Below are 20,479 nucleotides of genomic sequence, written 5' to 3'. Positions count from 1 at the left end.
ATTATCTCTCCATTGGTTTATTGTTAGAATAACGCAAAGTATCTCTAACCGTTAATTTGATGTCCAGCCTTTTGTGGATGAATACGCTGCTGATGAACATAAAATCTAAAACTATTGGTGTAAAAGCAGTTTTGTCGGCATTTGCCATATTCTCAGCAACTCCCAATTTAGGGATCAAAAAGGGTGTGGGGTGTGCTTGGCGAGGATGTCGGCAGCGGGACAGATTTTTGCTCCTGCAAAATCTGCATTCACGCCATCCTTGGCGCTTAGCTGCCGCCAAGCCCCCATGGATGGGTTTACGGCGTTCCTCGACAGGCATACCCCTCACCCTAAGATCGGCGAAAATGCTCAAACTGGGAATTGCTGCCATATTCTTAAGTGCTTGCGATATCTCGCAATTAAATAATCCTTATTCCAAAAAAGACGCTGATTTGGCGGTGCTTTATTCTGCATTTACCGAGCGGCCGAAGCATCTGGACCCGGCGATTTCCTATAGCGCTAACGAATATACGTTTCTCGGACAGATATATGAGCCGCCATTTCAATATCACTACCTCAAAAGGCCTTATGAATTGGTACCGTTGACCGCGATGCACATGCCGGAAGTAGTCTATCTTGATGTCGAAGGCAATCCATTACCTGAAAATGCTGCGGAAGCGCATATTGCCTTTACCGATTATCTTATTGAAATCAAACCGGGACTTCGCTATCAGCCGCATCCGGCGTTTGCCAAAAACAGTGACGGAACGTATCGATATCATGCATTGAGCGATACGGAGATAGCGCACATCACTGCGTTGGCTGATTTCCATCAGTCAGGGACTAGAGAGTTGGTGGCTGAAGATTATGTTTATCAAATCAAGCGCCTGGCTTATTCGAAAATTCAATCGCCGATCGCTGAATTAATGAAGCAGTATATTGTCGGATTCGATGAGTTTTACGAGGCTACCCGGGATGTCGAAGTCGGTGAATTAATGAAGCGAAAACTTTCCGGCGTGAAAGCGTTGGGCAAGTACCGTTATAAAATTCGAATCAACGGCAAGTATCCGCAATTCAGTTATTGGTTGGCGATGCCGTTTTTCGCGCCGATGCCTTGGGAAGCCGATGTTTTTTATCATCAGGATGGTTTGATCGAAAAAAACATCACGCTCGATTGGTACCCGGTCGGTACCGGACCTTTTCTATTGGCGGAAAACAATCCGAATCGGCGCATGGTACTGGAAAAAAACCCCAATTTTCGTTTCGAAGCCTATCCCGACGAAGGTGAGCCGGAAGACCGCGAGCAAGGTTTGCTCGAAGATGCCGGCAAGGCTTTACCTTTTATCGATAAAGTCGTATTTACGCTGGAAAAGGAAACGATTCCCTACTGGCAAAAATTCTTGCAAGGTTACTATGATGCATCCGGTATCGCCTCCGATAGTTTCGACCAAGCCGTGCAATTTTCCGGCAGCGGCGAAGTGGGTTTGACCCGCTCGATGGAAGAAAAAGGCATTCAATTGAAAACATCGACGGTGACCGCAATTTATTATATGGGCTTCAATATGCTGGATAGCCTAGTCGGTGGGTTGTCCGATGAGGCTAGAAAGTTACGCCAAGCGATCGCTATCGCGGTCGACTATGAGGAATTTATTTCGATATTCATGAATGGTCGCGGCGAAGCCGCGCAGGGCGTTTTGCCGCCGGGTATATTCGGCTATGCCGAAGGGCAGGAAGGGCTCAATCGCTATGTTTACGATTGGGTGGACGGCAGGCCAAAGCGAAAGAATATTGAGGCGGCTCGTCAATTAATGGTTGAGGCCGGATACCCCGGGGGGATCGACCCCAAAACCGGCCAACCCTTGATTATGTATTTCGATACGACCTCGTCGGGTATCGATGATCGGTCCAGATTGAACTGGTTTCGCAAACAATTTAGACAATTAGGAATTAAATTGGTCATACGCGGGACCGATTACAATCGTTTTCAACAAAAAATGCGTGCCGGCAATGCGCAAATTTATATGTGGGGTTGGAATGCCGATTACCCTGACCCGGAAAATTTCTTTTTTCTGCTTTATGGACCAAACGGAAAGGTGCAATTCGGCGGGGAAAATACCGGTAATTACCAAAATCCGGAGTTCGATCGCATATTCGAAAAAATGCGCAATATGGATAACACGGACGAGCGCTTTCGCTTGATTCAGCAATTACAAGAACAAGTTCGTTATGATGTGCCGTGGTTATTCGGCTTTTATCCGAAAGATTTCATTCTTTATCACCAGTGGTATAAAAATGTGAAGCCGAATTTAATGGCGAATAATCGCTTAAAGTACGTTCGCATCGATACAGTTACCCGGACCGAAAAAAGACAGCAATGGAATCAGCCGGTTTTCTGGCCTATTGTGCTGGTTTTATTGTTGTTAGCGGTACTGATTGTACCGGCGGTGATTGCTTATCGCCGTAAAATCAGAGCAACCGCTCATTAGTTTTCAATAATCTACAAGGTTTTGGAGGCCTAGCGATGATTCAATATATCATCCGACGAGTTTTATATGCATTTCCGCTATTGCTGGGCGTTAACATTCTGACGTTTGTGTTGTTTTTCGTCGTGAATAGCCCCGAAGATATGGCGCGTATGCAACTCGGGCACAAACATGTCACCGAGCAAGCCGTCGAAAACTGGAAGCAGCAGCGAGGTTATCATTTACCGCTGTTATGGAACGCTGAGGCCGGAGGGGCAGGCAAGGTCACTGAAACGATTTTTTTTCAAAAATCGGCCGGTTTGTTTTGGTTCGATTTCGGAATTTCCGACAGCGATCGTCGTAATATCGGTGCTGATATCAAACAGCGGATGTGGCCCAGTTTGGCTGTGGCGTTGCCGACTTTAGTGCTGGGTTTGATCACGAATATTTGTGTAGCCTTGTTAATGGTTTTGTTTCGCCGATCTTATCTTGAATTCGGCGGTATTGTGCTTTGTGTCGTACTGATGTCGGTATCGTCATTGTTTTATATCATCGGCGGACAGTTTTTTATCGGCAAGGTGCTGAAGCTGGTGCCGATTTCCGGCTACGATGGAGGCTTGCAAGCGTTGAAATTCATAGTGCTGCCGATAGTCATCGGTGTGCTCTCCGGCATCGGTTCCGGCGCGAGATGGTACAGAACGCTGTTTTTGGAGGAGGTCGAAAAGGACTATGTACGAACCGCCAGAGCCAAAGGCTTGTCCGAGACCCAAGTGTTATTTCGGCATGTGTTAAAAAACGCAATGATACCTATTTTGACCGGCGTGGTCGTGGTGCTGCCGTTGTTATTTATGGGAAGTTTGATCATGGAATCGTTTTTCAGTATTCCTGGCCTGGGTAGTTATACGATCGATGCGATCAACAGTCAGGATTTTGCGATTGTCCGGTCGATGGTCTTTCTTGGCTCGGTGCTTTATATCTTTGGGCTGTTATTGACCGATATTTCTTATACTTTAGTAGACCCTAGAGTCAGGTTGTCATAATGGTTGTTTTATGGACCGATGCGCTTATTTTTGTGTTGCTGATCGGCATGATCGTATTGTCGGTTTATATGCTGCGCAACCCTCGAATGACAAGGCCGTTAAGGCAAATAGGCACGAGTAAGACCGGCATGGTATCGTTGACCGTGCTGCTATTTTTCGTGGCGGTGGGTTTGCTTGACTCGATGCATTTTCATTCGAAAGATTCCAATGAAATCGTCAGTGTTTTGGATCAATGGCTGTCGCCGATTCGTTTGCATGGAGAAAAAACCTACTCGGCACCATTTGCGGCCCATCTTTTCGGCAAAGAGTTAATGGTGCTCGAAGATGGCGGTCCGGTATGGGCCTATCCGCGATTGCAATACGGCGGGGCTCATTTGGATGATCCGGAATCCGAGTTGTTCTACGATGTTTTAATGAAGGCGTCTTTCGGCTTTATTAAAAGTGCAATTCCAGCGGCTATCGTGCTTGTCTTATTGGTGCAAAAGTTTCGGCATCGGCAAAATGCATTAATAAGTCAAGCTTCAGCCAAGGCCGTTGCTTGGACCATTTTTTGGATCGTGACGTTGTGCGCTACATTGCTTGAGTTGTCGTCCTATTATCATGTTTTAGGTACCGATAAGGTCGGTGAGGATGTGTTGTACCAGGCGATTAAAAGCATTAGAACAGGGCTCGTTATTGGGACGCTAACGACGCTGATTATGCTGCCGCTGGCAATCGTGTTCGGTATTCTTGCGGGTTTTTTTCGCGGTTGGGTCGATGATACGATTCAATATTTGTACACGACTCTCAATTCGATTCCGAGTGTGTTGTTGATTGCCGCCTCGATTCTGGTCGTGCAGGTCTATATGGCGAAAAATGAAGAACAGTTCACCAGCTTGATCGTTCGCGCCGATATGAGGCTACTGTTTTTATGCATAATTTTGGGTGTGACCAGTTGGACAGGACTATGCCGTATGCTGCGCGCCGAAACGCTGAAATTACGCGAGATGGAATATGTGCAGGCGGCTTCGGCGCTTGGTGTCAGACGAAGAATTATATTATTTCGGCATATTTTGCCGAACGTGATGCATATCGTATTGATTTCGGTCGTGCTCGACTTTAGTTCTTTGGTGTTGGCCGAAGCGGTGTTGTCATATATCAATATCGGCGTCGATCCGACCACGCATAGTTGGGGGAATATGATTAATGGTGCCCGGCTTGAAATGGCGCGCGAGCCGGTGGTTTGGTGGTCGTTGACGGCATCGTTCTTATTTATGTTTACGCTAGTACTCGCTGCCAATTTATTTGCCGATTCGGTCAGGGATGCATTCGATCCGAGGCGCATGGGATGAACCGAAGCCCCGTTCTTGAAGTTAAAAATCTAACAGTCAAATTCGGCTCCGATAATCCGGTGGTCGATGCTATCGGCTTCGAGGTGCATGCCGGCGAAACGTTTGCAATCGTTGGCGAATCGGGTTCCGGTAAGTCGATTACCGCGTTATCGATATTGCGGTTATTGCCGGTCAATGCAAGCGTCGTGGCGGATGAAGTCAACCTGAATGGCGTCGATCTATTGCGCAAGGCCGAATATGAATTGTGCAAAATTCGCGGTCGGCGGGTTGCATTGATCTTTCAAGATCCGATGTCATCGCTTAACCCGGTGATGACGGTCGGCGAACAAATTGCCGAAGTGCTTAAATTGCATTTCTCGATGACGAAAAAAGCGATTCGGCAACGCGTCATCGAATTATTGACTCGGGTTGAAATTCCGGAACCCGAAAAGCGGGCCGGCGAATATCCGCATCAATTATCGGGTGGGCAGCGGCAACGGGTCATGATCGCGATTGCCTTAGCGGGCGAACCCGATTTATTGATCGCCGACGAACCGACGACCGCACTGGATGTGACGATTCAGGCGCAAATATTGGCGTTGCTTAAGGCGATTCAACATAAGACCGGCATGGCGTTATGGTTGATCAGTCATGATTTGGCATTGGTTTCGACGATGGCCGATCGCATTGCCGTGATGCAAAAAGGCAAAATCGTCGAGACTGGGCGGAGCGCTTCGATATTTCAAAATCCCACGCACCCTTATACGCGAAAATTGCTCGATGCCTTGCCGTCGATGGATAGTTGTCTCGGTCATAAGAGAGAGGAAAAGCCATCGCTACTGAAGATCGATGAATTTAAGGTCTATTATCCCATTAGAAAAGGGATCTTTAAGCGAGTCGTCGGCCATGTTCGGGCCGTCGATGGCGTTAGCTTCGAAATTGAACATGGCAAGACCTTGGCCTTGGTCGGCGAGTCGGGTTGCGGCAAGACGACGCTCGGCAAGTCGCTATTGAATTTGATTCCTGCGTATTCCGGGCAGGTGATCATGGACGGCATAGCATTGAATAAGCTGACCGGTGAGGCTTTGCGGCGCAAGCGGGCCGATATTCAAATCGTGTTTCAAGATCCGTTTTCGTCGATGAACCCTAGAATGTTGGTTAGTGAGATTATCGATGAAGGAATTAGAGCCTTGTATCCCGAGGTTGATGCAGTCGATAGACATGCGAGAGTGATTGACTTGCTCGAGCGGGTTGATTTGCCGCCGGATAGCGCGCATCGCTATCCGCATGAATTTTCAGGCGGTCAACGCCAGCGGATTTGTATTGCCAGAGCACTAGCCGTGCAGCCGAAAATGATTGTTTGCGATGAGCCGACTAGCGCGTTGGATGTTTCGGTTCAGGCGCAAATAATCGAGTTGTTGAAGGATTTACAGAAAGAACAAGGCGTGAGTTATTTATTTATTACGCATGATCTTGGTGTCGTTGCGGAAATTGCCGACGAAGTAGCGGTGATGTATCGCGGCAAGATCGTCGAGCACGGTGAAGTCGAGCAGGTGCTGCTGAATCCAAAAAATGCCTATACCCGCGAATTATTGGCGGCGGTTCCGCGCTTGCAAAACAAGGATGTATAAAAAAGGCAAGGGCAATACCGTTGTTCTTGCCTTTATTCTCTAAATTGGGCCAAATCCTAAGTCGATTTGTCGGCTAATACTTTCAGTTGCTGACCCGGCTTCAAAATCTTGTCGACGCTGGTCGAATTCCATTTCAACAAATCGCTAACCGGGACTTTAAATTTTCGCGAGATTTGCATCAAAGAATCACCGGGTTGGACGGTATAGTTAATCGGTTGTGAAGAGGGATTGGCTTTAGCAACGATTTGTGAGCCTTTATTGATCGTCAATTTTTGCCCGGCTTTTAAATTCGAGTTTGCGTTCAACTTATTCCACTGATAAATTTCTTGAGTGCTAACCGAAAATTGCCGGGAAATTTTCCAGAAAGTATCGCCGGATTTGACCGTGTAAATGACTGGTTTTGCAGTGGTTGGCGCTGACTTGGCGGCAACGGTCGATTTTCCGCTTGTCGGTATGATTAGTGATTTTCCCGACTGGATATGATCGGCTTTGCCAAGACGGTTAGCCGTGCGGATAGCGCCGACTGAGGTCTGGTATTTTCGAGCGATTAAGCCTAATGATTCGCCGGGGCGGATTGTATGCTTAATTTTTTGATTAGTGACGGCTTTGACGCGAGCGTTGTCCGGTACTACCGGTGCGGGTGCTTGAGTATAGCGTTCCGCAACCGGAAGCTTGGCTAGGTTCTCTTTAAAGATCGACACTTGATCGACCGGTATCAATAAACGATGCGGACCGTTTGGTGCGGTAGCGTTGCGTTTGAAGGCCGGGTTCAAGCGCTTAATTTCGTCGACGCTGGTTTGGGCGAGTTCGGCGGCTTTTTGTAAGTCGAGTTGGGTGTCCAGGTCGACGACTTCGAAATAAGGCTGATCGGGAATCTCATACAACGGAATGTTGTATTGATCCGGGTTAGCAAAAATCTTCGCAACAGCCAAAAGTCGCGGCACATAGTTAAATGTTTCATTGGGCATTTTTAGCGACCAGTAATCGGTAGGCAAATCCTGAGCCAGATTTCTGTCTATCGATTTTTGCACGTTGCCTCGGCCCCAGTTATAGGAGGCCAGCGCGAGTAACCAGTCGCCTTCGAAATTATCGCTGAGGTCTTTTAAAAATTTAGTTGCCGCCTGAGTGGAGGCATAAACATCGCGGCGTCCGTCATACCAGTTATTTTGTTTCAGACCATATAAACGACCGGTTTCCGGAATGAATTGCCAAAGTCCGGAGGCGTGTGCCGGAGAGTAAGCGTCGGGCCGGAATGCGCTTTCGACGACCGGTAACAGAGCCAGTTCGCCGGGAATGTTTTTTGATTCGATTTCTTCTAAAATCAAATGCAAGTAAGGTTCGGCGCGTTTTTGTACGCGCATCAAGTATTCCGGATTTTTAAGAAACCAATTAATTTCCTTATCGATCCTTTCATTTTCGACTTCCGGCAATGCGTAAAGCGAGACCAAACGTTCCCAAATACTATGGTTGCCAGATTTAAATAAGGATTCTTTTTTAGACTTGGCGAACTTAAGCTTATTTAGACGTGGTTTGTAATCATCTCGTTTGACGAGCGGCGGTTTTTGGCTAATGCTAAGTGAACTTTTGGTCGGTTGTTGAGTACAACCAGCTGAGAGCGTCAAAATCAAAAACGAAAAAAGCGTCAATGACCTGTTAGAATTAGTCTTAGGCATATCTATATCTTAAATTCATTGCACGAAATGAGTAGTATAGCCCGTTTTTATCATAATTCACTGTAATTAAATTTTTTTGAGCCGATTTTATGAAGCGCGATTTTTTATTCTCTTGGTATGAAACGCCGAGAGGAAAAATGCTGCAAGAGGTTGAAGCCGAATATATTCGGCGTTCGATTACGGTCAGTTGCAAACAAAAAGTGCTGCAAATAGGCGGTTTGGGTTGGGAGGATCAATTTATTGACTGCACGCTTTATAACGGTTTTACGATTTTAGATGCCAATAATCTAGGATGCGATGGTGCGCTTAAAATTAAGGCTAAAGCTTATTGCTTGCCTATACTGAGTGATAGCGTCGATCTGATTTTATTGCCTCACTTGCTGGAATTCGATGCGAACCGTTTTCAAACGATGCGTGAAATCGAACGAGTGCTAAAAGCGGAAGGTCATGTGTTGATTATTAATTTTAATCCGTGGAGCTTTTGGGTTCGCTATCAATATCTTTGGGAAAAGAAAATGGCGGATTCGTGGGCCGGACATTTTATCAGTAAGAGAAGAGTGCTGGATTGGTTAAAGCTGCTTAATTTCGAAGCAAAATCGGTTGCCGATTTAAGTATCGATTCGGTTCGTTCCAATCCTGCAAATGCTAAATCTGAAAGATCCTCGTTGCGGGCCACTGCCTACGCAATCAGGGCCATCAAACGTCGATACACACTTATTCCACTAGATTCCAAAGCCTTAAAGCAGCCTCGCATGGCTATTTTGAACGGGTTTGAATCGTCGCAGCGTTTAACGAAAGATGACTGAGTCCGTTGTAATTTATACCGATGGTGCGTGTCGCGGTAATCCCGGCCCTGGCGGTTGGGGGGTCCTTCTAAGCTATAAAGGGTCGGCCAAGGAATTATTCGGCGGCGAAGCGCAAACGACGAATAATCGAATGGAGCTTATGGCTGCGATTCAAGCGTTTGAAGCGTTAACACGTCCTTGTTCCGTCAAGATATATACCGATTCGAAATATGTACTACAAGGCATCACCGAATGGATGCCGAATTGGAAAATAAGAGGTTGGTTGACGGCTGCCAAAAAACCGGTAAAGAATGACGATTTATGGCGGCGTCTCGATGCATCGATGGCTAAGCATCGGGTCGAGTGGATTTGGGTCAAGGGGCATTCCGGCGATCAAGGCAACGAGACGGCAGACCGGTTGGCTAATCAAGGCATCGATTCTTTAAAGAGAGCATGAATTTGTTTCAGCGTGTCGACTCTTCTCATATCGTTTCCGGTGAAAGTTTTTTTAATGGAAAAAATTTTGTTCTCAATGCGGTTGCCGCGCTCAGTTATATTGCCGGAGGTTGTCTTGGTACCCTGTTGGCGATCCCGCCGAGCGGCGTCAGTCCTGTGTGGCCGGCTTCGGGTATCGCACTAGCATTGATATTGGTCTACCGGGTAAGAGTGCTGGCAGGTGTTTTTTTCGGCGCTTTGTTTGTGCAGGTGTATGCTTTTCTCGATCATTCCTCAGCCGAAATGATTCTTGGCTCCATGGTGATCGGGAGTGTCGTCAGTGTGGCTTGCTGCGTTCAAGCTCTGGTCGGAGCTACGTTAATCGAGCGGTGGGTCGGCATCGGCGATCCGTTAACGGAAGATCGAAGCATCTTGCGCTTCATGCTATTGGGCGGGCCGTTAGCTTGTTTGGTCGCGGCGACTGTCGGCGTTACAGCTCTGTGGGCGCGCGGCGTGATTACCGGTGATGATATTTGGTTGAGCTGGGGAACTTGGTGGATTGGCGATACGATAGGAGTGTTGATTTTTACTCCATTTGTGCTGACTTTGATTGGGGAGCCAAGATCTTCATGGAGGGTGCGTCGCAACTATGTGGCTTATCCGTTGGGGTTGCTGTTTCTGTTGGTCGTTAGCGTTTTTCAATACGCCAATAGGCAGGAGTCTCAAAAAATCAAGTCGTTCTTTGATCGACAGGCGATGTTGTTTCATCATGCTTTCAGTGTCTTGATTCAAGATCATATAGGTACCAATGAGATCCTAAAAGGGTTATTCGATAGCGCCGGTCCCATTTCCAAAGAGAGTTTTAAAATATTTACCGTTCCCCTTTTAGATAAGCACCCAGGTCTAGTAGCGTTGGAGTGGATGGCTCATGTGCCGGCAACGGAGCGGGAACGATTCGAAAATTCGCAAAATGAAGGCTTTGCAATACGCGAACCTGAGGAATCCGGGCAAATGGTTTCGGCAGGTCCCCGCGCCAGCTATTTGCCGGTTACTTTTCTTGAACCGCTAGACGGTAACGAGAAGGCTTTGGGTTATGATATTTTAGTTAACCCCATAGCATTAAGCGCGGTCGAGAGTGCAAGGGATCGCGGGGCGACCGCCGTTACCGGGAAGCTCAAGTTGGTGCAGGACGGTCATGCCGACAAAAGCGGGATTGTAATTTATTCCCCGGTTTATGAGCGCTTTCAACCGGTGGATACCGTAGAATCCAGGCGGCTACATTTTAAGGGCGTTGCCGCGACGGTGTTTCGCATCGACGATCTCGTGTCGATAGTTTTGAGCAACCTTCCGGATATGCAGTTGTTGATTCGAATATCCGATCATAACTCAATGTTGTTTAGCAATTTTCCAGAGAGACCGGTTCATAAAGTCATCGATATTCCTTTAAGGGTTGCGGAGAGAATAACAGTCGGAGACCGCGGTTGGTATATTATTTACGAGCCTTCCGGGCAATTTTTTCATAGACATTTATCGTGGAGTGTCTGGTGGTTATTGCTCGGTGGGTTTTCGTTCACAGGGTTGACCGGTATCGGTTTATTGATGTTGTCCGGACGGACCTTAAGGATGGAGGAAGAAGTTAAAAAGCGGACCTTGGAACTGAAGCGGAGTAATGCCAGTCTCGCGGAGAGCGAAAGCCAGTTAAGGTTGGCGGCGACGACATTTGAAACTCATGAGGGTATTTTAATTACGGATAGTGCCGGCAATATCTTACGCGTCAACCATGCCTTTTCTGAAATTACCGGTTTTAGTTCCGATGAAGTGATCGGGCGGAATCCACGGATTTTACAGTCTGACCGTCATGATAATGATTTTTATGACGAGCTTTGGCGATATTTACTTACAGTTGGCAAATTCGAAGGTGAAATTTGGAATCGGCGCAAGAATGGAGAAAATGTTCCGACATGGCAAACGATCACGGCCGTTAAGAATGAACAAGGCGATACGACGCATTTTGTCGCAATTTTTTATGATATTACCGAGAAAAAGAAAGCGGAAAATGAGATTCATGATCTTGCTTTTTATGACCCGCTGACAGCTCTGGCCAATCGCCGTTTACTGGTCAATCAGCTTTCCAACGAATTGGCTGTGAGTAAACGCCAAGGGACTTTCGGGTCTATTATTTTTCTCGATTTGGATCGATTCAAAGTGTTGAACGATTCGTTGGGGCATCATGTCGGGGATGAATTGTTGATTCAAGTTGCGAACCGTTTGAAGGATTCGCTCAGGGAAGAAGACATACCGTCAAGACTAGGCGGAGACGAATTCGTCATATTGATTCATGCCAATAAACGCAGTCTCGAAGCTGCCAGCGATGAGGCATTACATGTTGCCGAAAAAATAAGGCGCGCATTAAACCGAACATATTTTTTCGACGATTTCGAGCACCATTGCTCGCCGAGTATCGGTATTGCTTTGTTTCCGGATAGCGGTCAAACGGCCAATCAGATTTTGCAACAGGCCGATAAGGCGATGTATCAATCCAAGGCTAAAGGGCGTAATACGATAAGCTTTTTTCATCAAAGCATACAAGAAGCGGCCGATGCCCGAATGTTTTTAGAAAAAGAGTTACGTTCGGCAATCGAAAATCAGGATTTTGTTTTGTATTACCAGCCGCAAACCGATCGTTTAGGACGGCTATCCGGATCGGAAGCCTTGATTCGCTGGGAGCATAAAGAAAAAGGTTTAATCTCCCCCGATCAATTTATTCCGGTTGCCGAAGAAGCGGGCTTGATCGTGCCACTGGGTATCTGGGTTTTTCGCGAGTCTTGCATGCAAATGCGAAAGTGGCTCGATAACGGCTTGGATATTCAACACATCTCGATTAATGTCAGCTCCAAGCAATTTCGTCAGCAAGACTTCGTCGATCAAATTGCCGAAGCGATCAGTCAATATGAGGTTCCGGCTTCACGTTTCGTTATCGAATTAACCGAGGGCGTTGTGATCGATAATATCGATGACACGGTCAAAAAAATGCGTGCCTTGAAACAATTGGGTGTGAAAATTTCGATAGACGATTTTGGGACGGGGTATTCGTCGTTGACCTATCTCAAGCAATTGCCGCTGGACGAATTAAAAATCGACAAGAGTTTTGTCAGAGATATTACTACCGACTTCAACGATGCCGTCATTATCGAGACTATCATCAATATGGCGCATAATCTCGGAATCGATGTTATTGCCGAGGGGGTCGAAACCGAGGCGCAAAGAGACTTTCTGTACAACAAGGGATGTCGAGTGTTTCAAGGTTATTATTTTTCTCGGCCGATGACGAGTGCGGATTTTGAGGTTTGGGTAAGGAAAGGGGAAAGATGAAAGGTGAAAGGGGAAAGGGGAAAGGGGAAAGGGGAAAGGTGAATGGTGAATGGTGAATGGTGAAGGGGATTTGAAAGTATGATGGATGAGATTGATTGGGTCGAAATTGCTCCTAGAGCACCGCATCGGTATACGGTTATTTGGATGCATGGCTTGGGGGCCGATGGGCATGACTTTGAGGGCATTGTTCCGGAATTGGGGCTGCCCGATGATTTGGGGATTCGATTTTGCTTTCCTAATGCGCCGGTGCGCCCGGTTACGATCAATGGAGGAATGGCCATGCGGGCTTGGTATGACATTGTGGATATGTCATTGGAACGGCAAGTTGACAAGGCCGGTATTGCCGAGTCGTCGGCGTCGATCTTGAAATTGATAGACAGGGAAATTGCAGATGGCGTGCCTTCCGAAAATATTTTGCTGGCCGGGTTTTCGCAAGGCGGCGTGATTGCACTTGATGCCGGCTTGAAATGTCTGCATCGGTTGGCGGGTATCTTAGCGCTTTCTTGCTATTTACCGACATGGCCTGAAGTTGTTCCGGCGCTTTTCGAGGTAAATCGATCGCTTCCGATAATGATGGCGCACGGCTCGTTCGATAACGTCGTTGCCCGTGAATCGGGCAGAGCGGCTTTCGAGGCATTGACATCGATCGGCTATTCTGTAGTCTGGAAAGAATATCCGATGGCGCATTCTGTTTGTTTTGAAGAGGTCGGGGATATCGCCGACTTCATCCGGCAATGTTTTCACATCGGGGAGGATGTGTGATGAGTAAGCCGACCATAAGGCAAATCGTGCTGGATACCGAAACGACAGGGCTTAATCCGCAAGAAGGGCATCGTGTTATCGAGATAGGTTGTGTTGAATTATTGAATCGTCGCCTAAGCGGTCGACATTTTCATGTCTACATTAATCCGGAGCGGGAAATCGATGCCGGTGCGGTCGAGGTCCATGGAATCACCAATGAGTTTTTGGCCGATAAGCCGTTGTTTTCCTCGATAGTCGAAGACTTCATCAATTTTATTCGCGATGCCGAATTGATCATTCACAACGCCCCATTCGATGTTGGGTTTTTAAATCATGAATTCGGCTTATTGAATAATGGGACCGGAATTGTCGAGAATTACAGCTCGGTATTCGATACCTTGACGTTTGCCAGAAAAAAACATCCCGGGCAGCGCAACAGTTTGGATGCCTTATGCAAGCGCTACGGCATCGATAACAGTCATCGCGATCTTCACGGCGCGCTTTTGGATGCGGAAATCCTGGCGGATGTCTACCTATTGATGACCGGCGGACAGGCTTCATTGTTGGATGAAGAAAACCCGAGGGAAGAGTCGGCTGGAGGCGCATCGATCATTGTTCGCCTGTCTTCCGATCGCCCCAGGCTAAAAGTGATTCATTGTGATGTTGTCGAAGCTGCCGAGCATCAAAAGCGTTTGGATGCGATTGAAAAAGCGGGCGGGGGGTGTCTGTGGAAAAATTAACTTACTCCCTTTTGATCGAAAAACCGTCTAAGAATAAAAAGTATGGGATGTGTCTATCGAGGCCCGCCGTGAACCCATCCATGGGGGCTTGACGGCAGCAATCCCTGCTGCCGACATCCTCGCTAGCCACACCCCATACCTTCATAAAGTTAGGAATATGCACAAAATAACTGCTACAAGTAGTAGGCTTTGCGGCGGTTCTGTGACTCGCTTGACAGGCCCGGCACCACTGCCATTAAGTTAAGGGAACTCCGTCATTCCGCCATGGACTGGCGAAATCCAGTGCCATGGATGGCAAGCTTTTAAGGTGCCTTAGAACTTGAATGCAAAAATTACTCATTTCTATCACGGCTTAACTTAATGGCAGTGAGGCGCCGACACCTGCCAACCGAACAGCCGAATCCTTAGCTATCGGACTTAGTTTTTTTTCGTTTGCTATCGGAACCGTCTCGTTTTTTGGCCTTGAAAGATTTTTTCAGCGGTTCGCCCATCCTGGAAATATTCAATTGCTGGCCGGCAACTCTGACTTTTTTCAATTCTTGGAAAATATCCTTGGGCATACCTGCAGGTAACTCTACGGTGCTGTAATTTTCCTCGATTTTGATACGCGCGATATGATCCCCATCGAGCCCTGTTTCATTAGCGATAGCGCCGACGATATTGCCCGGCTTTACGCCATGAGCCTTGCCGACTTCGATACGGTAGGTTTGCATTTCAATGTCGGGTGTCGGTTTGCGTTTGCTCTTCCTTTCATTGCCCGAGTCATTTTCTCTATGATCTTTGTGTTCGCGGCGTTCCGATTCTTTCTTGGGTGGGTTTTTCATCAGCAGCGGCGTTTCGCCTTGCACTTGTTTTGCCAAGGCTGCGGCTATTTCGATCGCCGAAACGTTATGTTCGATTTGGTACTGTTCCATCAATTGAATGAAAAAACTCAATTCTTCTGCGGCCAGTGTATCGGTAATGCGTTGTTTGAAACGAGCAATTCTTTTGTTGTTAATAATCTCAGTCGAAGGCAGGCCCATTTCTTCGACTTTTTGTCGGGTAGCTTTCTCGATATTGCTGAGCAACCTTCTTTCGCGCGGCGCGACAAACAATATCGCGTCGCCGGTGCGCCCTGCGCGTCCGGTTCTGCCGATACGGTGAATATAGGCCTCGGTATCGTAAGGGATATCGTAGTTGATGACATGGCTGACCCGTTCGACATCAAGGCCGCGCGCTGCCACGTCGGTTGCGATTAGAATATCCAGTTTACCGTTTTTCAAATGCGCGATTGTTCTTTCGCGCAGTACTTGCGACATATCGCCATTGATTGCCGCGGCCGAATAGCCTCGCGCTTCGAGTTTTTCGGCCAGTTCGACCGTCGCGGTTTTGGTGCGTACAAAGATAATGATGCCGTCAAAGGTTTCCGATTCCAAAATGCGGGTTAGTGCGTCGAGTTTATGAACTCCGCTGACTAGCCAGTAGCGTTGGCGTATCGTTTCGGCGGTCGACGTGCGGACCTTGACCGTGATTTCCTCGGGGTCATGTAAATACGTTTGCGCGATTTTGCGAATGGGTGCCGGCATCGTTGCCGAAAACAGCGCGATTTGGCGTTGTTTAGGGGTTTGTTCCAAAATCCATTCGACATCGTCTATAAAGCCCATGCGTAGCATTTCGTCGGCTTCATCGAGTACCAAACAGCTTAATTCACCCAGTCTTAGCGTGCCTTTACGCATATGATCCATGACCCGTCCCGGAGTCCCGACGATAACATGCGGGCCGCGTTTGAGCTGGCGAAGTTGCGTCGTGTAGTCTTGCCCGCCGTAGATCGGCAATACATGAAAACCTTTTAAATGCGCGGCATAGCGCTGGAATGCCTCGGCAACTTGTATGGCTAATTCGCGGGTGGGAGCTAGAACTAAAACTTGCGGTTCGGTTTTTTTTAGGTCGAGGCGGGATAATATCGGTAAAGCAAAAGCTGCGGTCTTACCGGTGCCGGTTTGTGCCTGGCCTAGAACATCCTTGCCTTGCATTAAGTGAGGAATGGTTTGAGCCTGAATCGGGGAAGGCGATTCGTAGCCGACATCATCCAATGCTTTAAGCACCGGTTCGATTAGAGCTAATTCACGAAAAGTTGGAAAAGAGGAAACATCGTTGGACATGCAAAGCCTGTGGGTAAATTTAAGACGCGTGGTGCGGAGGGGAGTTAAGCTCGCAATTATACCTCATATTAATCAATCTGGTAAAAATAGATTGACAAGAACGGCTTTTTTTTGATTTTGACTATACCGATGAAAACTATCGGTGGCTTTAGCCTTAGCTAAGTATTTCGTGATATACCCATGTATGGACTCCTCGTTTACTGCAAGCCAAGTTTTCAAAAATTGATGTCAAAACAGAGATCAAGATTGCCGTCATATATCCGGTCTCATACAGAGGCATTATTGCCTCAGGACTCCTGATGAATCTATCCGCGCGCTTATTCCTCAATCATCGTAACGGTTTCTTAAGAACCTATGGGTATAACGGGTTGTAAAAACACCGGTCTGACCTGTTGTTGTCATCAATGATTATTTAATTGCCTCCGCAATCTTGTGCACTCGGTTAAATCAATCTCACTTATCAGGGTTATCCACGCTCTGTCCACGGGCTCCGAGCTCTCCTCTCTAGCCATAAGTATCTACACAAGTTTTCCAGAAAAATGGCATGATATCGTATGATTTTAAAAAACACTGACGGGTATAGACCCACGCCTCGCCAATCGCCATCAGTAATTGGTACTTGAACACATAAACTCAAGCGAACGCCTGAGCGCAGGCTTGAAGGCGTTGCCGAATAAGATCAGCAGTTTCGCCAGCACTCAAGCCGCTTGGCGATTTTATCAGAATGAATCGGTTTGCTTGTCGAAATTACAGGAGCCGCTGATTTCAGCAATGCATGAAGGCATCGCCGAGCATTGCAGCCAGTAGGCCTTATGTGAGCATGATTGGTCACACCTGAACTACAAACATACTATACCTATCGCACTTCAAATTTCGGCATTGACGGACACCCCGGCGCCGAAATTTGACCAGCAAAGGGTATAACAAAACCGATACGTATGCTATTACGCATGAGACGGATGTCGACTATGACTTGCAAACCAGTCTGATTGTCAGCGATCAGAACGGGCAACCGCTGGCGCCGGTGGCGCAGCGATTAGTGAGTGCTGACGGGAGTTATGCCACCTACGGCGATCCCGAGCCCGGCTTGCCCGTCAAGCATCATCTGGATGAAGTTAGCGACTGCATCCAGTTTTTGGACGAACAAGGTTTTGCCAAGCCATTAGTACACCTAATTGACCGAGAAGGGGATTCTGTGGGTCATATCCGCCGCTGGGAAGCGGCGGATAGCCACTGGCTAGTACGCGTCAAGGATAATCCTAATGTGGACTACCAGGGCAAGCCCATGGCTTGTAAAGCCGTGGCGCAAGAACTGGCGTTCAGCAAGACTCGGCAAGTCAGTTATCATGGTCAGACTTATTGGCAGTGGGTGGCGGAAACAGACGTGACGCTAACCCGTCCCGCCAAACCGAGTCAGAAGAAAGGCAAAAAGCCGGCTGTGCCTGGCATTCCTGTAGCGGCTAGGCTGGTGGTTAGTCGCGTCTTGTCCGACGAGGGTGATGTGTTGGCGGAATGGTTGCTATTGACCAATGTGAAAGACGTTGATGCTTCGACCCTTGCGCTATGGTACTACTGGCGCTGGCAAATCGAGTGTTTCTTCAAACTGGTCAAGTCGGCAGGCCACCACCTCGAATCGTGGCAACAGGAATCAGCCCTGGCCATTGCCAAACGCCTCTTGGTCGCTAGCATGGCCTGTGTTACGGTTTGGGCCATAGCTGCCGACAAAAGCAAGGAAGCGGCTGAATTAAGACTATTTCTGATCAAACTCAGCGGCAGGCAAATGCGCCACAAAAAGGAGTTTACCAATCCAGCACTGTTGTCGGGGCTGTGGGTCTTCCTCTCCATGCTTGAAATCATGCAAGCGCGCCAAGATTTTTCGCGACAGCTGAAATGGGGTCCGTCCGATTTCAGCAGCGAAAAATGACTTGGCGATTATTGCCTTCGGCGGCCCCGATTCGCCCTGCGTCCGTGCCACTACGCCACATCATCGTATACTCGATGCGGCTCCGTAGCACTCCCACAAATGGCTTTACGCCGTGTCGCGATGCCTTGTATTTTGCCTCCGCCTGCGCTATTCGCGCAGACTCCGGCAAAACACCCGGCGCTACGGCTATCGGGGACTAAAAATCTTCACTTCGCTAACGCTCCGTTTCCAAGATTTTCAGCGGATGCCTACTCTCAAGAAGAATTGGATATACCCATCGTAGATCAAAATTCGGCACCGGGGTGTCCGTCAAAGGACGCCGTGAATACGTCCATGTAGGCTCTATGCCAGCTCCATGCTGGCAAAGCCTTTGTCGGACACCCCGGCGCCTCCTCGGGCACTGCCGAAATTTGAAGTGCGAAAGGTATAGCTTGAAAGCAACCGTTCAGAAATTTTTAGGAAAAGTTGTGTAGATACTTATGATGCAGAGCAGGGAAATTCAAAAATGCTGAGGCTATTGAATAAGCGGCGCTATTCGATGGCCGAAGGGGGTTTAATCGTTACCGACGATTTCAATCCGCTTGAAAATCTGCAAGTCAGCAAGGCCGAAGCGTATCTTAAGGTACTGCTGGAGCGGGTCGGCATGGATGTCTTTTTGCGTTGACGATTTCATTTTCCGTAAACCACATCTGACAAAAGTTCGATCATTTGTAGGGCGCCGCATCGCGCGCCATTTCTCGGTTATTCTGTTTGTTTCAGCGTCTTGAAAAGGTGCGCGATGCGCACCTTTCTTGGCGTCTTTGATCAGTTCCACTCAAGCAATTTCCATTGATTGATTCGCGTGCCGCGATGTAAATCGCTTTCTCTGACGTCCATGGTGCCGTCGCCGTCAGTGTCGATCAAATAATAAGCCGGGCCGATATCGGGAACGATTTTGATCATGTACAACTCTCCGTTGATCCGATATTCCTGTATTTGTTCTTTACCTCGCCGAATGATGGTGATATCGGGTTCCATGGGTTCGCCGCTTTCGACAGGCATCGGTGCATCCGGTATATCGGGAATGGCTTCGGTGGTTTCCGTACTTCTGCGTATTACCGTTTGGTCAGGATCCATCACTTGGCCGCTTTGCACCGGTGCCGGCATATCCGGTACGTCGGGAATATTCATTAAAATGGGCGGCGGAGCCGATAATGCGAGTGCCGGAATAATTAGCAAGCTGTAAGTTAAAGTTAAACGCATCATAATTTCTATATCTAATCGGTTATTGAGCCTATTATGACAGCTTGGGGGCTCTGCGTAATGAAAAAAGTTCTGACAAACCATTAAAGAACTCGCGGCGAGGGAGTTTGTCATCCTAGTCGATTTTGAATCGTGTATCGGCCGTCTAGTAAATATTAGACCACCCCCTCCTCAGGGTAAATTTGTTTTATTAAAAAAACTCATCTAAATAAAAAGGTTACAGCCGATCCTGAACACAGCCGTCGATTTCGGTTATAAAAGCGCCTATGAACTTCCAACTTAAGTATACCTTTCGTACTTCAAAATTCGGCAGGTGACTAAGGAGGCACCGGGGGCCAGTCAAAGGACGCCGTGAATACATCCATGTACAAGGCTCTATGCCAGCATTCATGCTGGCAAAGCCTTTGCCGAGCACCCCGGCGCCTCCTTAGGGATTGCCGAAAATTGAAGTGCGAAAGGTATAATTGTGCAAAAAGTAGCGACCGAGCGCTAAATGGTTGTGTTGTCCGGAAAGGCTATTGGTGTTTGAGCGTTACTGGCTTCGATAGTCGCGACGAAGGTGTCGCTCCCACAGAGAGCGGTGGACGCTCTGTGGGAGCGATCCCCTGATCGCGATTTCGAGGCCGAAAGTGTTAAGTCACAATAAATGGTATCGAGGTCTCATTGGTTAAGGTTGCAAAAGGGTAATTTTTGACTTATGTATACCCTTTGCTGGTCAAATTTCGGCGCAGGGGTGTCCGCCAAAGGACGCCGTGAATACGTCCATGTAGCCTCTATGCCAGCTCCATGCTGGCAAAGCCTTTGCCGCACACCCCGGCGCCACCTCGGGCACAGCCGAAATTTGAAGTGCGAAAGGTATATAACGATGAGAGCTTCAGCCAGGGAAAGAGCGGGATGCGGGTTGGCCGTTTTTAGCTTGATGCGTATGGGTTTGTAACCCCGGTCTAAGCGTTTCGACTTTGGTCAAAGTAAGCCGAAATTTTTAAGGCAAGTCGAAACGTTAA

General features: G+C 47.9%; 16 protein-coding genes. 12 read left to right on the top strand and 4 right to left on the bottom strand.

Annotated features, from left to right (window positions below; all coding sequences use genetic code 11):
* Nucleotide 1: 1 nt before the first annotated feature.
* Nucleotides 2-319 (bottom strand): hypothetical protein, encoded by a 318-nt coding sequence (locus EQU24_RS22470; protein ID WP_040575252.1) that lies wholly within the window; start codon nucleotides 317-319, stop codon nucleotides 2-4.
* A 25-nt stretch (nucleotides 320-344) separates the two neighbouring features.
* Between EQU24_RS22470 and EQU24_RS15075 the strand changes: the two genes are divergently transcribed.
* The 4 genes from EQU24_RS15075 to EQU24_RS15060 are packed head-to-tail and all read left to right on the top strand — an operon-like array spanning nucleotide 345 to nucleotide 6,422.
* A complete protein-coding gene (locus tag EQU24_RS15075) occupies nucleotides 345-2,465 on the top strand; it encodes an ABC transporter substrate-binding protein (protein ID WP_017838704.1) in 2,121 nt (706 codons plus the stop codon).
* Between the two features lie 35 nt (nucleotides 2,466-2,500).
* Nucleotides 2,501-3,481 carry an ABC transporter permease gene (locus EQU24_RS15070; RefSeq protein WP_017838705.1) on the top strand — a complete coding sequence of 327 codons (981 nt, stop codon included), beginning with the start codon at nucleotides 2,501-2,503 and terminating at the stop codon, nucleotides 3,479-3,481.
* A complete protein-coding gene (locus EQU24_RS15065) occupies nucleotides 3,481-4,812 on the top strand; it encodes an ABC transporter permease (RefSeq protein WP_017838706.1) in 1,332 nt (443 codons plus the stop codon). The genes EQU24_RS15070 and EQU24_RS15065 overlap by 1 nt, the downstream gene beginning before the upstream one ends.
* Nucleotides 4,809-6,422, top strand: coding sequence for an ABC transporter ATP-binding protein (locus EQU24_RS15060; RefSeq protein WP_017838707.1), 1,614 nt, complete (start codon nucleotides 4,809-4,811; stop codon nucleotides 6,420-6,422). The genes EQU24_RS15065 and EQU24_RS15060 overlap by 4 nt, the downstream gene beginning before the upstream one ends.
* Nucleotides 6,423-6,478: 56 nt before the next feature.
* Here the strand turns inward: EQU24_RS15060 and EQU24_RS15055 are convergent, their stop codons facing one another.
* Nucleotides 6,479-8,095, bottom strand: a complete 1,617-nt coding sequence (locus EQU24_RS15055; protein ID WP_017838708.1) for a LysM peptidoglycan-binding domain-containing protein — start codon at nucleotides 8,093-8,095, stop codon at nucleotides 6,479-6,481.
* Between the two features lie 89 nt (nucleotides 8,096-8,184).
* Between EQU24_RS15055 and EQU24_RS15050 the strand changes: the two genes are divergently transcribed.
* The 5 genes from EQU24_RS15050 (at nucleotide 8,185) to dnaQ (ending at nucleotide 14,168) form a co-directional block, all read left to right on the top strand.
* Nucleotides 8,185-8,901 carry a class I SAM-dependent methyltransferase gene (locus EQU24_RS15050; RefSeq protein ID WP_014149465.1) on the top strand — a complete coding sequence of 239 codons (717 nt, stop codon included), beginning with the start codon at nucleotides 8,185-8,187 and terminating at the stop codon, nucleotides 8,899-8,901.
* Nucleotides 8,894-9,337: a ribonuclease HI gene (rnhA, locus tag EQU24_RS15045; protein ID WP_017838709.1), complete on the top strand. Its 444-nt coding sequence runs from the start codon at nucleotides 8,894-8,896 to the stop codon at nucleotides 9,335-9,337. Before EQU24_RS15050 ends, rnhA begins: the two co-directional genes overlap by 8 nt.
* Nucleotides 9,334-12,687, top strand: coding sequence for an EAL domain-containing protein (locus EQU24_RS15040; RefSeq protein ID WP_017838710.1), 3,354 nt, complete (start codon nucleotides 9,334-9,336; stop codon nucleotides 12,685-12,687). The genes rnhA and EQU24_RS15040 overlap by 4 nt, the downstream gene beginning before the upstream one ends.
* A gap of 78 nt (nucleotides 12,688-12,765) precedes the next feature.
* A complete protein-coding gene (locus EQU24_RS15035) occupies nucleotides 12,766-13,449 on the top strand; it encodes an alpha/beta hydrolase (protein ID WP_017838711.1) in 684 nt (227 codons plus the stop codon).
* The gene (gene dnaQ / locus EQU24_RS15030; RefSeq protein ID WP_017838712.1) at nucleotides 13,449-14,168 is read left to right on the top strand and encodes a DNA polymerase III subunit epsilon; all 720 of its coding nucleotides are present in this window, start codon (nucleotides 13,449-13,451) and stop codon (nucleotides 14,166-14,168) included. Before EQU24_RS15035 ends, dnaQ begins: the two co-directional genes overlap by 1 nt.
* Nucleotides 14,169-14,572: 404 nt before the next feature.
* On the opposite strand, the gene EQU24_RS15025 is transcribed toward dnaQ, so the two are convergent.
* A complete protein-coding gene (locus tag EQU24_RS15025) occupies nucleotides 14,573-16,309 on the bottom strand; it encodes a DEAD/DEAH box helicase (protein WP_017838713.1) in 1,737 nt (578 codons plus the stop codon).
* A gap of 612 nt (nucleotides 16,310-16,921) precedes the next feature.
* Between EQU24_RS15025 and EQU24_RS15020 the strand changes: the two genes are divergently transcribed.
* The 3 genes from EQU24_RS15020 to EQU24_RS22465 all read left to right on the top strand — a co-directional run bounded on the left by EQU24_RS15020 (nucleotide 16,922) and on the right by EQU24_RS22465 (nucleotide 18,897).
* Nucleotides 16,922-17,116 carry a hypothetical protein gene (locus EQU24_RS15020; RefSeq protein WP_138767186.1) on the top strand — a complete coding sequence of 65 codons (195 nt, stop codon included), beginning with the start codon at nucleotides 16,922-16,924 and terminating at the stop codon, nucleotides 17,114-17,116.
* A gap of 97 nt (nucleotides 17,117-17,213) precedes the next feature.
* Complete coding sequence (locus tag EQU24_RS15015) at nucleotides 17,214-18,233, top strand: transposase (RefSeq protein WP_017838715.1); 1,020 nt, start codon at nucleotides 17,214-17,216, stop codon at nucleotides 18,231-18,233.
* Nucleotides 18,234-18,738: 505 nt separating this feature from the next.
* Nucleotides 18,739-18,897 carry a hypothetical protein gene (locus tag EQU24_RS22465; RefSeq protein ID WP_017838716.1) on the top strand — a complete coding sequence of 53 codons (159 nt, stop codon included), beginning with the start codon at nucleotides 18,739-18,741 and terminating at the stop codon, nucleotides 18,895-18,897.
* A 140-nt stretch (nucleotides 18,898-19,037) separates the two neighbouring features.
* Here the strand turns inward: EQU24_RS22465 and EQU24_RS15010 are convergent, their stop codons facing one another.
* Nucleotides 19,038-19,478, bottom strand: coding sequence for a DUF2782 domain-containing protein (locus EQU24_RS15010; RefSeq protein ID WP_341867664.1), 441 nt, complete (start codon nucleotides 19,476-19,478; stop codon nucleotides 19,038-19,040).
* Nucleotides 19,479-20,479: the final 1,001 nt, after the last annotated feature.

Source organism: Methylotuvimicrobium buryatense, assembly GCF_005931095.1.
Taxonomy (GTDB): domain Bacteria; phylum Pseudomonadota; class Gammaproteobacteria; order Methylococcales; family Methylomonadaceae; genus Methylotuvimicrobium; species Methylotuvimicrobium buryatense.
The sequence above is the reverse complement of the archived record's forward strand: the minus strand, read 5'-3'. Positions and strand labels throughout refer to the sequence as shown.

Excerpts from the sequence above, each read along its gene's own strand:
- EQU24_RS22470 (WP_040575252.1), bottom strand. The coding sequence starts at position 319 with ATGCCTGTCGAGGAACGCCGTAAACCCATCCATGGGGGCTTGGCGGCA.
- EQU24_RS15075 (WP_017838704.1), top strand. The coding sequence starts at position 345 with ATGCTCAAACTGGGAATTGCTGCCATATTCTTAAGTGCTTGCGATATC.
- EQU24_RS15070 (WP_017838705.1), top strand. The coding sequence starts at position 2,501 with ATGATTCAATATATCATCCGACGAGTTTTATATGCATTTCCGCTATTG.
- EQU24_RS15065 (WP_017838706.1), top strand. The coding sequence starts at position 3,481 with ATGGTTGTTTTATGGACCGATGCGCTTATTTTTGTGTTGCTGATCGGC.
- EQU24_RS15060 (WP_017838707.1), top strand. The coding sequence starts at position 4,809 with ATGAACCGAAGCCCCGTTCTTGAAGTTAAAAATCTAACAGTCAAATTC.
- EQU24_RS15055 (WP_017838708.1), bottom strand. The coding sequence starts at position 8,095 with ATGCCTAAGACTAATTCTAACAGGTCATTGACGCTTTTTTCGTTTTTG.
- EQU24_RS15050 (WP_014149465.1), top strand. The coding sequence starts at position 8,185 with ATGAAGCGCGATTTTTTATTCTCTTGGTATGAAACGCCGAGAGGAAAA.
- rnhA (WP_017838709.1), top strand. The coding sequence starts at position 8,894 with ATGACTGAGTCCGTTGTAATTTATACCGATGGTGCGTGTCGCGGTAAT.
- EQU24_RS15040 (WP_017838710.1), top strand. The coding sequence starts at position 9,334 with ATGAATTTGTTTCAGCGTGTCGACTCTTCTCATATCGTTTCCGGTGAA.
- EQU24_RS15035 (WP_017838711.1), top strand. The coding sequence starts at position 12,766 with ATGATGGATGAGATTGATTGGGTCGAAATTGCTCCTAGAGCACCGCAT.
- dnaQ (WP_017838712.1), top strand. The coding sequence starts at position 13,449 with ATGAGTAAGCCGACCATAAGGCAAATCGTGCTGGATACCGAAACGACA.
- EQU24_RS15025 (WP_017838713.1), bottom strand. The coding sequence starts at position 16,309 with ATGTCCAACGATGTTTCCTCTTTTCCAACTTTTCGTGAATTAGCTCTA.
- EQU24_RS22465 (WP_017838716.1), top strand. The coding sequence starts at position 18,739 with ATGCTGAGGCTATTGAATAAGCGGCGCTATTCGATGGCCGAAGGGGGT.
- EQU24_RS15010 (WP_341867664.1), bottom strand. The coding sequence starts at position 19,478 with ATGATGCGTTTAACTTTAACTTACAGCTTGCTAATTATTCCGGCACTC.